Source organism: Paenibacillus sp. S02, assembly GCF_019454065.1.
GTDB classification, from domain to species: domain Bacteria; phylum Bacillota; class Bacilli; order Paenibacillales; family Paenibacillaceae; genus Paenibacillus; species Paenibacillus polymyxa_B.
Genome location: NZ_CP073682.1, coordinates 2,409,383 through 2,423,515, shown reverse-complemented (window position 1 = coordinate 2,423,515; position 14,133 = coordinate 2,409,383). Strand labels below are relative to the sequence as shown.

The 14,133-nt window shown below is 44.9% G+C and carries 14 protein-coding genes; 3 read left to right on the top strand and 11 right to left on the bottom strand.

The features are described 5' to 3' along the window. Nucleotides 1–284: 284 nt before the first annotated feature. Both alsS and budA read left to right on the top strand, forming a co-directional pair. Nucleotides 285–1,982: an acetolactate synthase AlsS gene (alsS, locus tag KAI36_RS10880; protein WP_220027715.1), complete on the top strand. Its 1,698-nt coding sequence runs from the start codon at nucleotides 285–287 to the stop codon at nucleotides 1,980–1,982. A gap of 162 nt (nucleotides 1,983–2,144) precedes the next feature. Then, nucleotides 2,145–2,891: an acetolactate decarboxylase gene (gene budA, locus KAI36_RS10875; protein WP_071640653.1), complete on the top strand. Its 747-nt coding sequence runs from the start codon at nucleotides 2,145–2,147 to the stop codon at nucleotides 2,889–2,891. Nucleotides 2,892–3,047: 156 nt separating this feature from the next. On the opposite strand, the gene KAI36_RS10870 is transcribed toward budA, so the two are convergent. From KAI36_RS10870 to murI, 6 genes are all read right to left on the bottom strand, one after another. Continuing rightward, nucleotides 3,048–3,533 (bottom strand): tetratricopeptide repeat protein, encoded by a 486-nt coding sequence (locus KAI36_RS10870; protein WP_220027714.1) that lies wholly within the window; start codon nucleotides 3,531–3,533, stop codon nucleotides 3,048–3,050. 152 nt (nucleotides 3,534–3,685) lie between these two features. Continuing rightward, nucleotides 3,686–4,666, bottom strand: a complete 981-nt coding sequence (locus KAI36_RS10865) for a S8 family peptidase (protein WP_220027713.1) — start codon at nucleotides 4,664–4,666, stop codon at nucleotides 3,686–3,688. A 194-nt stretch (nucleotides 4,667–4,860) separates the two neighbouring features. After that, nucleotides 4,861–6,255 carry an MATE family efflux transporter gene (locus KAI36_RS10860; protein ID WP_220027712.1) on the bottom strand — a complete coding sequence of 465 codons (1,395 nt, stop codon included), beginning with the start codon at nucleotides 6,253–6,255 and terminating at the stop codon, nucleotides 4,861–4,863. Nucleotides 6,256–6,321: 66 nt separating this feature from the next. Next, nucleotides 6,322–6,744 (bottom strand): metallothiol transferase FosB, encoded by a 423-nt coding sequence (gene fosB / locus KAI36_RS10855; RefSeq protein WP_220027711.1) that lies wholly within the window; start codon nucleotides 6,742–6,744, stop codon nucleotides 6,322–6,324. A gap of 14 nt (nucleotides 6,745–6,758) precedes the next feature. Continuing rightward, nucleotides 6,759–7,607, bottom strand: coding sequence for a phosphotransferase (locus KAI36_RS10850; protein WP_220027710.1), 849 nt, complete (start codon nucleotides 7,605–7,607; stop codon nucleotides 6,759–6,761). Between the two features lie 92 nt (nucleotides 7,608–7,699). Next, nucleotides 7,700–8,554: a glutamate racemase gene (murI, locus tag KAI36_RS10845; RefSeq protein WP_220027709.1), complete on the bottom strand. Its 855-nt coding sequence runs from the start codon at nucleotides 8,552–8,554 to the stop codon at nucleotides 7,700–7,702. A gap of 240 nt (nucleotides 8,555–8,794) precedes the next feature. Here murI and KAI36_RS10840 point away from each other — a divergent pair, with 240 nt between their 5' ends. Beyond that, nucleotides 8,795–9,421 (top strand): FMN-dependent NADH-azoreductase, encoded by a 627-nt coding sequence (locus KAI36_RS10840; RefSeq protein WP_025723667.1) that lies wholly within the window; start codon nucleotides 8,795–8,797, stop codon nucleotides 9,419–9,421. Between the two features lie 144 nt (nucleotides 9,422–9,565). Here KAI36_RS10840 and KAI36_RS10835 read toward each other — a convergent pair whose 3' ends face one another. The 5 genes from KAI36_RS10835 to KAI36_RS10815 all read right to left on the bottom strand — a co-directional run bounded on the left by KAI36_RS10835 (nucleotide 9,566) and on the right by KAI36_RS10815 (nucleotide 14,059). Next, complete coding sequence (locus KAI36_RS10835) at nucleotides 9,566–10,075, bottom strand: hypothetical protein (protein WP_025723668.1); 510 nt, start codon at nucleotides 10,073–10,075, stop codon at nucleotides 9,566–9,568. Nucleotides 10,076–10,248: 173 nt separating this feature from the next. After that, nucleotides 10,249–10,404, bottom strand: coding sequence for a hypothetical protein (locus tag KAI36_RS10830; RefSeq protein WP_220027708.1), 156 nt, complete (start codon nucleotides 10,402–10,404; stop codon nucleotides 10,249–10,251). A 789-nt stretch (nucleotides 10,405–11,193) separates the two neighbouring features. Beyond that, the gene (locus KAI36_RS10825; RefSeq protein ID WP_220027707.1) at nucleotides 11,194–12,279 is read right to left on the bottom strand and encodes a lactonase family protein; all 1,086 of its coding nucleotides are present in this window, start codon (nucleotides 12,277–12,279) and stop codon (nucleotides 11,194–11,196) included. Nucleotides 12,280–12,348: 69 nt separating this feature from the next. Continuing rightward, a complete protein-coding gene (locus tag KAI36_RS10820; protein WP_220027706.1) occupies nucleotides 12,349–12,795 on the bottom strand; it encodes an OsmC family protein in 447 nt (148 codons plus the stop codon). A gap of 55 nt (nucleotides 12,796–12,850) precedes the next feature. After that, nucleotides 12,851–14,059 (bottom strand): MFS transporter, encoded by a 1,209-nt coding sequence (locus KAI36_RS10815; RefSeq protein ID WP_220027705.1) that lies wholly within the window; start codon nucleotides 14,057–14,059, stop codon nucleotides 12,851–12,853. Nucleotides 14,060–14,133: the final 74 nt, after the last annotated feature.

The following is a 14,133-nucleotide window of genomic DNA, read 5'->3' as shown; positions in this document are numbered from 1 at the left end:
ACCAGCCAACAGCAAAAAGGAATTTTCAAAAGACTCATTGTGATAGGTGCCTTTTCCTTCACATCCGCCGAGAAATCTGCCATTGCAATAGCAACCCATTCCAAATCTCCACATTTTTTATTTTCCCCGAAGAATCAAACTTTGAAAACGCTTTATATATTTTCAATCTTTTTCAGAAAATTTCCTTCTTGAAAATACCAGTTATTGTATTATAATTGTCATATACATCCATTGTTTTACATTGAAAGTATTTCATTAGTTTATTTCAAAGATGAGAAGAAGAGGTGGTAGCATTGAGTACCAAAGTTCAAGCTGTCCAAGCAAAGACCGATACTAGAGGAGCAGACCTTGTTGTCGATTGTTTAATCAAGCAAGGGGTGACGCATATTTTTGGCATTCCAGGTGCCAAGATCGATTCTGTTTTTGATGTTCTTCAAGATCGGGGTCCAGAATTAATCATATGCCGTCATGAACAAAATGCTGCCTTTATGGCCGCTGCAGTCGGTCGATTAACTGGAAAGCCGGGCGTATGTCTTGTCACCTCTGGCCCCGGCGCATCCAATTTGGCGACAGGACTTGTCACCGCGAATGCCGAGAGTGATCCTGTCGTCGCTCTTGCAGGTGCAGTCCCAAGATCCGCACGCCTGAAACGCACGCATCAATCCATGGATAACGCCGGACTATTCGAGCCTATTACCAAATACAGTGTAGAAGTAGAGCATCCTGATAATGTACCGGAAGCTATAACTAACGCATTTCGGATTGCGACCTCAGCCCAGCCTGGAGCCACCTTTGTCAGTCTGCCGCAGGACGTGTTGACTTCGTCATCTGAAGTAACAGCCATTGAGAAAATTTCCCTTCCCCAGCTTGGAATCGCACCAGCCGGGCTCATCAAACAAGTCGCAGGCCAAATCAAAAAAGCCAAGCTGCCCGTACTTCTCCTCGGCATGAAAGCTAGCACGCCCGAAGCCACAGCAGCCATCCGTGCACTGATTCGAAACACGGATTTGCCTGTAGTTGAAACTTTTCAGGCCGCTGGAGCCATTTCCCGGGAACTGGAAAGCCACTATTTTGGAAGAGTCGGTCTGTTCCATAATCAGCCGGGTGACATGCTTCTTGGAGCGGCAGATCTGGTACTGACAATTGGCTATGATCCTATTGAATATGATCCAAAAAACTGGAACATTCCTGCAAACCGAACCCTCATTCACCTGGATGATCATCAAGCAGATATTGATCATGATTATCAACCTGATTACGAGCTTATCGGGAATATAGCCCTGATTGTGAGTAGCCTTGCAGAAGAATTGCCTACCTTAAAGCTATCTAGAACCTCCTGCAACCAATTAAAACGTCTTCATCATGATCTAAACGAGCAAGCAGCTGTTCCTGTACACAAGCATGACTATCTGATTCATCCATTACAATTCATTCGCACACTGCGCAGCCTGATTGACGATAACGTCACAGTCACTTGTGATGTCGGCTCACACTACATTTGGATGGCACGATATTTCCGTTCGTATGAGCCCCGTCGCCTTCTATTCAGCAACGGGATGCAGACGTTAGGCGTAGCACTTCCTTGGGGGATTGCTGCTACACTCGTCAACCCCGGTCAAAAAGTCGTTTCTATTTCCGGAGACGGAGGATTTCTTTTTTCATCTATGGAGCTCGAAACCGCCGTACGTCTTAACTCACCGTTGGTGCATATCGTATGGAGAGATGGTTCCTATGACATGGTCGCTTTTCAACAACAGATTAAATACGGAAGAACGTCTGGTGTAAAATTTGGAGATGTTGATGTAGTGAAATATGCTGAAAGCTTCGGGGCCACTGGATTACGCGTGCACTCACCTGAAGAACTAGAAAGTGTATTGCAACAGGCACTTCATACCGATGGTCCTGTGGTTGTCGATATTCCGATTGATTACCAGGATAACATCCAATTGGGACGTAAACTGCTGCCTAACCAATTAAACTAACCTTAACCATGACTCACTCGTGACGGCTTAATGACAATTATGGAGTATAACGTTTTTTTTATGATTTTTTTGAGTTATTCATGTTATTTACTGAAAATTTACGTTTATTATTGAAAAAGAAAGAAAATAAATGCATACAATTACAAAAGGAAGTGTATTGCCATGACCGTTGCACAATTGGAAACCAAGCAAGAAACTGATCATGATATTTACCAAACGTCCACCATGCTTGCTTTATTAGATGGTCTTTATGACGGAGTCGTTGCGTTCGAGGAACTGCAAAAGCACGGGGATTTCGGACTCGGTACCTTTGATCAACTCAATGGCGAGATGATCGCGTTCGATGGTGAATTTTATCACTTGCTTCCAGACGGTACGGCCCATCGCGTAAAACCAGAAGAAACTACTCCATTTTCCACCGTCACCTTTTTTCATGAAGATTTCACATATACTATTGACCGTCCCATGCATCGTGAAGAGCTGGAGGCTCTGCTGTTAACGTTGTTTCCAAGCCGTAATCTGTTCTATGCCTTCCGTATGGATGGTACTTTTCGTGAAGTAAAGACACGGACCGTGCCTCACCAAGTTAAACCATACAGACCGTTTATCGAAGCGACCAAGTCACAGCCTACCTTCACTTTTAATGAGGCTTCCGGCGTGATCACAGGTTTTTGGACACCTGCCTATGCTCAAGGTATTGGGGTAGCCGGATTTCATCTGCATTTTATTAACGATGAACGCACCGGAGGCGGGCATGTCTTTGATTTTATCGTCGAAAAGTGCACCATCCGCATTTGTCAAAAATCCAATCTGCACCTGGTCCTGCCCGATACCCCGGATTACTTGAAGGCTAACCTGTCCAGAGAAAACCTGGAGAAGGAAATCGCCGTTACTGAAGGTGCGCAGTAATCGCAGTTATATAACTCATCAAGTAACGGACTCTATAGCTAAACAATAAACAGCAAAAGATCACAGTCAGGGAAGAGAATTAGTGCTCTCTGTCTGTGATCTTTTTATGTACGAGCGTATATACACGTTACTGCTTATGCTCTCACTCCGGTTCACCTATGCCTCGATCTGATCCAGTTTATCTGCATAATATTGAATGGCACGTGAGTACTCCTGTGTAGATAAATCCGAGGTCGTCTCAGCCACCTCCATTAGCAGCTCCTGCATGGCTTTCCCGTATTCCCCCAGATTGTATAACACCATCGCGTAAAATACCCGAAACGGTCTGTAATCCGGAAATTCGTTCATTCCTGTGTCCAACCACGCTTTCGCCTTGGCGTAATCTCCCAATACACGATATGTACTGCTTAATCCCAGGATAGCTCCTTTCCTTGATTCTGCAGATAACGCCATACCTAGGCTTTTTTCATAATAGGCAACCGCTTCCCGCTCTAAGCCCAATGAATCATGCGTCCAAGCTGTCTGATACCACAATTCTGCATCATTTTGCTGCTGTTCTATTGCCTTTAAAAGTAACTTACGTGCTTTCTCTGCTTGCCCTGTTCGTCTAAGCTCGTCAGCTTGCGCCATGATATCGTTCATATTCTCCTCCACTTCTGACTCATGCCTATCTTTGAGATATATGTTACCCGACATTTAAATGCAATGTAAATGGAGTTTTTCCTAAGATTGAAATCCAAAAAAACGACCCTCCCTTTAGGAGAGCCGCTATATATCCGAATTGAAGTTACGGTTTATTTAACCTTCAATGATCCTACAGTTAGTATTCCCGCTACACGCTGCGCGTCGAAAATACGAGAAAGCTCCTCCACTGCCGTCAAGTACAGTAGACCGTTGCCCTCCAGCTTAGGAGAATTGCCAAGTGGAATCGTGCGTTTGATGAGTTGTGCGTATAATTCCGGTTCCGTGAGATCACGCTCAAAGCTCGCATTCGCCAGCTGCTTAATCAACGCTAATGCACCTGCTACATGCGGAGTAGCCATCGAAGTTCCGCTAAAGGTCGCATATTTGCCGCCCGGAACGGTGGACAAAATATCTTCTCCCGGTGCAACCAAATCCACCTCATTATTAGAATTACTGAATTCTGAGGCGTGCCTGTCAAAATTGATAGCACCTACGCTAATCACTTCATTATAGCAGCCGGGGTAGCCGAGCTCGTCCGTTCTGTCGTCACCGTCTCCCTCATTTCCAGCTGCACAGATGACTAAGATTTGGCTAGCTACAGCCTTTTTTACTGCTTCATGAAGCTCTGGCACATCCTCAGGACCGCCAAGTGACATCGATATGATATCTGCCTTTTGCTCAATCGCATAATAGATGCCTTGAATAATCCAGTCATATTGACCGGAGCCCTGCTTGTTTAGCACTTTGATGATGAGCAGGTCTGCCTCTGGAGCAACACCCACGACACCATCCGCATTTTCTGCTGCCGCAATGGTTCCTGCCACATGCGTACCATGACCGTTGTAATCCTTGAAAATTTCCGGATCACCTTGATCATCATCCGTAAAATTCCGGCCGCCAATAATGCGCGCCTTCAAATCAGGATGGTCCGAATCACAGCCCGTGTCCAGCACCGCCACCTTCACGCCTCGGCCTCGAGTCTGGTTCCATACCGCAGGAGCCTGAATCAGCTCTACACCTCGCGGTATTTCATTCACTTGTTGCTCCTGCTTGATCACTTGGTAAGGAATGATATGCACTTTACGTTCCATCCTATTCCCTCCTTCATGGATTCAATCGGAAACCATCCGTCTTTGAAACTTTGAAAACCTCTACTACATTCGAGGTTACTATATTCTAGCAATTTTTGAAAAGTTTGAACATCCCCATTTTGCTTATTTTTGTAAAAAAAACAGACATCCTCCAATTCGTTTGGAGAATGTCTGTTGTAGAATCTCTTTCAGCCTTAGGCTGATTCCGCCTGAAGTTCAGCCTTAGATAACAGCGATTTGTGCTGCCATTTCCGCCCCTTCCAGCGTAAATAGTGGAAAATGCCTCGTACCCACTCATCGCAGGCATGTGCAATCCACACACCCAGCACACCATATCCCATATGAATGCCCAGCACATATGCTAGCGGGATTTTAATCCCCCACATTGAAATAATAGCCATCATTAACGGGAACTGAACATCTCCCGCTGCTCGCAAGGAGTTAATGACAACATGATTAAACACTCGGCCCGGCTCCAGCAATATACAGAAGAGCAAAATCGCTGCCCCTAATTGAATGATCGCCGGCTCATCTGTAAAGATCGCCATCACTTCATATCGGAAAAAGGATACTACCACGATCACAGCAATTGTAATGACCAAAGACCATTTCAGGCTCCGTAAAAGTTGATGATAGGCCTTTTCCTTGTCTCCTGCTCCAATCAGGCGGGCAACAATAATTTCTGTCCCCTCACCTACAGCCATTCCAAATACCATAAAAAAGTACACAATTGTATTCGTATAAAAATGGGTTGCGATCGCCGTTGTACCCATAAAGCTGACAAACCGGGTCACCATCATTTGGCTAAGCTGATAAGACAACCATTCCAGCCCGGCAGGAATACCAATCTTCAGGATGGCTACCAGCTTACTCCACTGAAGCTGTACATAATACCGAATGCGAATCGGCGCACTTACACGCTTGTACAGCAGTAGAAAAATCCAGACACATGCTACAGCACGACTAATAACCGTTGAAATCGCTGCTCCCGCCACTCCCATCTGCGGCAGACCAAACCAGCCATAAATGAGCAGCGCATTTCCCACGATATGCAATATATTCATACCAATGCCCACGATCATCGTATCTTTAGTAAAACCATGCGATCGAATAACCGGACCTGCAGTTAGCATGAGTGCTTCCAGAAACAACGAACCCCCTGCCAGCATCATATAAATCTCTGCATTTTCCTTAATCGTCGGGGTAATATGGTAAAAGGATAGTAAAAAATCCCGGCTCACAATAAACATCAAACTCAGCGCCAGACCAAACACCAGATTAAAGGTTAGTGCCGAAGCCGTAACACGGCTTGCATCCACATGCTTTTGCGCCCCCAATAGCTGAGCAATAATCACACCTACACCAAGACCAAGCAGATTGAAAAGTATAATCGTAAATTCAATCAACTGTCTTGATACACCTACAGCCGATACAACCTCATCAGAAACATGGCTTAGCATGAACGTATCCACGCTACCCATCAAAATGTGAAACAACATCTCTATAAAGATCGGCCAAGTGATTGCAAAAACCGTCATCGTTTTAACGGCTTGTGCTTGCTTGGAGCCGCTTTCCTGCGACAGTGACATACTTTCTGTATTCCTCCTGTATGTAAATCCAATATTTGTTCACACATCATTCTTGATAACGCTTACTCATTCATAAAAAGTCATATGCTTTTTATCGTTTCTATAATAGTCCAAGCGGTCCTGCAATTGTCCTGTGTGGAATTCAAACTTATGTCCGTCTGGATCTGTAAAATAGACCGATCTTTTGTCCTGTTCATTCCGCACTCGTCCGGGCAAAATGGTGACATTAAAAGTTCTCAGCTTGTTAAGCATGCGCTCAAAATCCGCTTCCGCTATCGAAAATGCAATATGCGTATAGGAATGATGAATATCATTTCTTGGGATATCTTCTTCCACATTGAGAGCCAGCCACATTCCCAAGCAGTCCAGGTAAGCCAACTTACGTCCTTTAACGAGCAGTTTTCCATCTAGTATATTCTGATAGAAATGTATAGACTTCTCCAAATTAGACACCGAAAAGCAAATATGATTCCACCCTTGTATGCTCATGTTCCCTATTCCTTTCAGCGAACCCTGTCTAGCCAATAGGTCCACGCTTCTGTATATTGATCTAGATCTCCCGGATGATGGCGAATGCAGGTAGCTATACGAAAGTATAATCCTTGTAGTACCTCCCTGTTCAGCTCGTATTCCCCTGTCATTTCAGGCCCAAGCTTCTCTACCGCAGGCAAAATGGTATCGACGGTCAGCCTATCGGGTGAAGAACAAAAGGCGTATATCAAATCATACAGAGGCTCTCCCACGACTGGGTCAGGATCAATAATGCCTGTCAACGTACCATTTTCGGCAAACACAAAATTATGTACTCCACAGTCCCCATGAAGCAAATATTTAATATTCCGTTGCGGCGATCCGGCCACAAGGGTATGGACGAACCGATGATCCTCTGGGGGTAAAACGTCTTGTATAATTTTTTCGGATTCCTTCATTCTGTGCAGTAAAAAATCTCTCCATTCCACAAACGGATGATCCGAATAACCATAATGACGTTCCTCTCCAATAGGCTTGTAGTGCGAGATCACCTCCGTCGCCAGACGAAGCAACAAATCGCTTTTGTTTCGTCCATGATACTGTGTGAGCCCCGACCTGAACGTGTACACCAAATAACGGTGCAACGGATCTACATAAACCAAACGCGATATTTTCTCAACCTGTACATAGGTATGTAAGAATTCCGCCTCGGCTTCTACGACAGCGGGATCATTTTGCTTAATCACGTATCGCGGCTTAGTTTCGTCCATGACAACAACCACTTTGCTCGAAGTTCCGCCGGTCAGCGGTTTGAGATTTCGCATATGGCTTTCAAGCACGCCCGTTTCGTGAAGCTCGTTCAGGATCAGTTGAACATCCATCTTACGCCCTCCCTCCATGCGTCTGATCGACAATGCGGCTGGCGATTTGGATATTTCATTAAGATCCAACACGTTCGCCAGCCGCTCTTCTTTTAAAAATAAATCTTTTCATGCTCCGCATAGATTTCAAGCGCCCGCTCCATCTTATGCACATAGGCCTCATCCTGACTAGAACATAGAAATGTAATGTGTCCCTCCTGTGATGGACCGGATTTTGGCGAAGGCTCCAGCAAATTACGCTCAGACAACACCTGTTTCAACCGTCTGACTGTTCCCTGGCTCCCGTCAATTAACTGAATATGAGAAGGCAGTAGTTCCCTGAGAATTTCCTTATAAAAAGGATAATGAGTACATCCCAATACCACCGTACCATATATGTCGAGATTGAACGAAGACAGCTCACGGTTAAAATATTCGGACATTTCTGCCCGGTCAAAATTCAACTGTTCGCAATACTGTACTAGCTCCGGCAGAGGTAGTGAGTCCACGCTCCCATGATCGTCAACCCTGGATACCAGCGCTGCATAACAGGATTGTTTCAACGTCAATGGTGTGGCTAACACCAGAACTCTTTTACCATTGGATCGGTTCATCTCGACCGCTGGCTTCACTGCTGGCTCCATACCAATAATCGGAATAGGATATTCTTTCCTTAGCTCCGCAACCGCGATACTTGTAGCCGTATTGCAGGCAATTACCAATGCCTTAACATCTTCTTTTAGAATCGTTTGTACTGAAGCCTTGACATAACCAAGCACCTCTTGGGGAGTTTTCGTCCCGTAAGGCACATGAAGGGTATCCGCCATGTATACAAAATTTTCGTTTGGCAAACGTCTTAGTGCCTCGGACAATACTGTAATTCCACCCAATCCTGAATCAAAAAAACCTATCTTCAAGCTACTCACCTTTTTTCGTTCAACTATTGTGCCATATCTTGCTGGCACCATGTTCATTTTCTTCTTCGCCTACTCAAACCATTCTCTTCATTAAACTTTACATTTAAATTTTACCGCAAAACTGATATTTTGCAAAAGAAACAAGTTAAATTCACAGTGTAAAAAATAAAGTAGCTTTTCAAAGTAAATTTAATATAAAAGTGTTGACAGATATTATCTTTATATTGTAATATTACGTGGTAACTTACTAACTTAACTTACTTATTCAACTTACTTAGGGGGAAATAAATCATGTCTAAAGTATTATTTGTCAAAGCTAATGATCGTACAGCTGAAGAATCTGCAACAGTTAAATTGTATAACGCCTTCGTAGAAAGCTACAAGTCTTCCCACCCAACTGATGAAATCACTGAGCTGGACCTGTTCTCCGTCGAGCTTCCTTATTTGAACGCTAACATGATCAACGGCACGTTCAAATCCGCTAGAGGCATGGAGCTGAACGCAGAAGAAGCTCGCCTGGCAAACATCGCTAATGGCTACCTGGATCAATTCCTGGCAGCAGACAAAGTCGTATTTGCTTTCCCGCTCTGGAACATGACGATTCCAGCTGTACTGCATACGTACATTGACTACCTGAACCAAGCTGGTAAAACATTCAAATACACTGCTGAAGGTCCTGTTGGTCTCGTTACTGAAACTAAAGTAGCCCTGCTGAATGCAAGAGGCGGCGTTTATTCCGAAGGACCAGCTGCTGCAGCTGAAATGTCTTTGAACTTTATGAACAACATCTTATCCTTCTTCGGAGTGAAAGACATCGTGAAAGTTGTACTGGAAGGACATAATCAATCCCCAGATCAAGCACAAGAAATCGTTGCTTCTGCTGTACAACGTGCAGTAGACACAGCAAAATCGTTCTAATCATATATTATGAAGAGAAGAGGATATCCGCGCCCTATATGGGCTGGATATCCTCTTTTTTTTGTTATAAAGTATAAAAACACGTGCTCCCCTGATCTGTAATCAGGAGAAAGCACGTGTCTGTGAAATGAGATTACTTCTATTTTAGGGAATGAATTGCTGCACGATTTTTACAACTTTACCCTCACGAAGCGTAATATGGTATGGAAATTGACTCAGGTCCAGAACGTCCTTTTTAGCAAAATCTTTCTCAAACTGTGCCAGAGGAATCGATTCGTTCCATTGCACGTCTGTATCTTCTATGTTACCCGTGTGATCATAAATCTGCACCTCTACCGAAGCATCTGGCGCAACCTGATACACGTCATTTTGCACGGAATTGTTTACGATGTAGTAGCCATCTGGAGCTCCATCCAATCCTGTATTTCCTTCATGCTCCAATAATGCTTTGTCAGCTGCCGCGCCTTCATACCATTCAATCGGGTCTGCCGACAAATAAATTTGTCCGTCACGAATCTCCATTTGGTTTATATATACGGTCTCCTGATTTTCAGCAGCTGCTACAGGCGTGTAGCCTTGCGCTGTTGCCCCTGCCGTCGTAATCAGCATCATCATTAAAGCCAATACGGTCCATTTCGAAGCTAGTTTCATCATGTCTGATCTCTCCTTGCCGTTTGGGTATGTACACGGTGTCTGTAAGCTTCATTACCCTTGTGTACTTATCATAAACGTTGCACGGTTAAAAAGTGTATCAGATACATAAAAAAGAAGTTACGATTTTTTAAGACTTGGTCTTAAAACTTGATAACATGTCCTATTTATCTTTGCTATCTTAATAACCCGACCTCACGTGCCTGTTCTTCGGTGAGAATAAACTCTTCATTTTGCCATACTTCGTCCTCTTTGGTTACAGCAAACATCCCCATGATCTCTGTCCATATTCCTTTGTCAACGGCTTCCTTTTGCGTAATGATAATTTTCATTTCGTTTCCTCCTTTATATACTCTTATCGGTCTGTGAGGCCCACTTCGCGATCAGATGGTTTCTCCCATCGCTGTTGGAGCTTGATTTTTTGAATATATTTTAATGGTTAAAATCAAGTTCCAAAGGCGAACGCTATCGCTTCTCCGAAATCCATCTGCCCGCTTCGTTACTCAGTTTATCCTTGCCATTGCTCATTTTTCATGAGTTTGCCTCTAAAAAAGCCAACGACCTAAACTAATACTTAGGCCAAATATAATACTTTTATTTAAAGCCTCTAACCCTTATATGGAACTCACAATGCTTGTCCTAGATTTGCATTATCGGAGTGCTTGAGAGATTCTTGTCCCGCTTATAACATATGTACCCTTTTCCTGCCGAGATTATTCGTATCTTATTTGTAACCATAAAATTTTATATTATTTTTGTAGGTAGTGACTTCTTTTGAAATGACTAAGCCCTAACATAAAAACGGCTGTAGGTTATCCTACGAGCCGTTTTCACTAAAAAATTTTCAATGCTTGGTTAATCTATCAGTACCATCAACATATACGTGTTCATTTATTGTTTCTGCATAAAAAATGGTCGCCAAAAGCACTAAAGCAGCGGAGAGGACGGAATTGTTCTGAAGAAGCGGAGCGTTCGCCTTTGTCCCCGGATTTCTACCCTTGAACATACAAACAAGAAATCTGGGGGCAACAGCGATCGGAAGAATGATCCGTCCTCGTAGCGACCATTATCCGCATCACTATCACTTAACCACTCCGCATGATATAAATGTAGCGCTCCTTTTATACAGAAAAGTAAAAAGGCTGTACGCATACTGGCTTGGACACGGTTACTTGTTGCCCAGTGTAGGTCAAACGTCCACTTGCCTTGTCCACTTTGAACGTAACAATGTTGTTGGTATCGCGGTTGGCCACGAGCATATGATCACCATTTGGAGTCAAAGCAAAATGGCGTGGATGCTCTCCTTCAGCAGCTACATGCTCAACCAAGCTCAGCTTGCCAGTTGCTCCGTCTACAGCGTATATCACAATGCTGTCATGCCCACGGTTGGAACCGTACAGATAAGCTCCATCCCCCGAAATCGCAATTTCAGCAGTTGTGTTTTCACCTGTAAAGTCAGACGGCAATGTCGGTACGCTCTCAAGCTCAGTGAGCTTGCCAGCCTCTGCATCATATGCAAAAGAAGTAATGGAAGAATCCACTTCGTTAATGACAAAAGCAAATTTACCATTCGGGTGGAACGTCAAATGACGTGGACCTGCACCTGCATGGGTTTTCGTTTCACCATGAAGCACCAGTTGTCCTTTGCTGTCATCAATGGTGTAAACGCGGATCAGATCCAGACCGAGATCTTGTACGAACAGGAAGCGGCCATCCGGACTAAAGAAACTGGAATGTGGATGTGGACGATCCTGACGTTCAGGATGCGCTCCTTTGCCCTCATGCTGTTTAACATCCAGCAACTCACCGATACGTCCGTCCTCAGTCAGAGACACCAGTCCCACCATACCTCCGTGGTAGCTGACTACAATAAGGTAACGATCAGATGGGTCACGCTGAATGTGGCAAGTTGTTGCACCCACGTTTTCCGCACGATTCAGTAATGTAAATGTTCCTTTAACTGGGTCAATTTCGAAAGCAGAGGCTTCTCCTACTTTCGCTCCTGCAGCAGAAGTCGTCTCTCCAATGGAATACAGCTTCCGATTTTTGACGTCCACATTCAGGAATGTAGGATTTTTCAAGCCGGAGAACTCATCCTGTAGTGTAAGTGCTCCTGTCTGTTCATTAAAAGTGTACGAATAAACTCCGTTACCTTCCAATTCGGCGTAAGAGCCTGCGAATACGAGCAATTTTTGTTGTGCTGTCATGGTTGTGTCCTCCTTGGATTAAAAAAATGATGGGCAATTGGAATGATTGCTCCTGTTACAAATATCGCTTTAAGAGGCGCGCTCCACCACGGGCTCTGTGGACAACGCCACATTTCCCGCTACGGCACGCGAGATCATGCATGAGGTTTCTGCCTGCTCTGCCAGTCGCAATGCTTGTTCGATCTGCGATTCTGTCGCATCGGCGGCCAATTGAACCTGCGGACGATGCACAATTCGGCGATATGTAAAAATATTGTTCGTTACATCGACAATCCCTTCGGATTCCAGCGCCAGTGATGCCACCGGGAGACTCGCGCGCTCCATCATCGCCGCCAAAGTAATCAAATAGCAGGTAGCGGCGGCACCGAGCAGCATTTCATCTGGATTGGTGCCCACACCAGGGCCTCCCATCTCAGTCGGGATCGAAATTGCAGTCCGCAACTGTCCAGCCTCAATACGGCCGTCGCTGTTGCGCCCCCCGTTCCAGTCTGCCTTGAGCAGAAAGGTATGCTCCATTTCAGGTCACTCCTCTCTCTTATATTATGAATCTTTACACAGGTGAATGTAAAGGTTAGTCAATCTCCTGATTTTTAGTTTCCGTACCCAGCAACCATACAGCCGCTGCTCCAATCAAGATAGCTACGAAGAAAATCACAAAGATAGATGGTAACGCTACGCCCTGTCCTACGAGTATACCGACCGCAAAAGGCCCGATAACGCCTCCAATACGGCCAAACGCAGCCGCCATACCCACACCAGTTGAACGTACAGCTGTCGGGTACAATTCCGGAGTATAGGCGTACATGGCTCCCCATGCACCAAGATTAAAAAAGGACAAGCAGATACCAGCAGCTAGCAGCATTCCCGCCGTTTCCGAGGTGCCAAACCAAATGGCGGACACTGCTGTGAGCAGCAAGTAGATGATCAGTACGAATTTTCGCCCCAGCTTTTCAATTAGATAGGCGGCGGTAAAGTAACCTGGTAGTTGCGCAAGCGTCATGATCAGCACATATTCAAAGCTTTTAACCAGTTCGAAACCTTTCATAAACATAATGCTCGGTAGCCAAAGGAACATGCCGTAGTATGAAAATACAACTGTGAACCATAAAATCCACAGCATCAGCGTAGACTTGCGATTGGGTTCCGACCAAATCGAAGCCAATCGTGCACGCAGCGGAAGTTTAACGCTTTGCTGCTTGTAACGCGGTGAATCATCAATAGCTCTGCGCAGATAAAGAGCGTACAGCGCAGGTACTGCGCCGAGAATAAATGCCATTTGCCAACCATACTTTGGAATAACAAAATAAGCAATAAGAGCCGAAAGGATCCAGCCTGCCGCCCAGAAGCTTTCCAGCAGCACAACCGCTCTTCCTCGTTCTTTCACAGGCACTGATTCTGACACCAGCGTCGAAGCAACAGGCAATTCCCCACCCAAGCCTGCACCAGCAATAAAACGCAGCACCAGCAGCATTCCGAGTCCTGTCGCCAAAGCTGATAAGCCGCTGGCAATAGAAAAGATCAACAATGTCCACACTAATATAGCACGTCTGCCGTAACGATCAGCCAAAATCCCCGCCAAAGCGGCTCCGAACACCATCCCTATAGAATTCATTGCAGTCAGCAGTCCAATTTGCTCAGATCCCAGATGCCACTCCTTTGCCAACGCTGCGACTATAAATGAAAGCAGCCCCACATCCATAGCATCAAACAACCAGCTGAGCCCTGCGCTAAACAGCAATTTTCTTTTTTTGGCTGGTGGTAATGAAGTTAATTCACTCATGATTCGCTCTCCCTTAAAAATATATCGTATGTAGACGTATATTCAGGTGTCTTGTCACCTGTAGCCTAGCATCT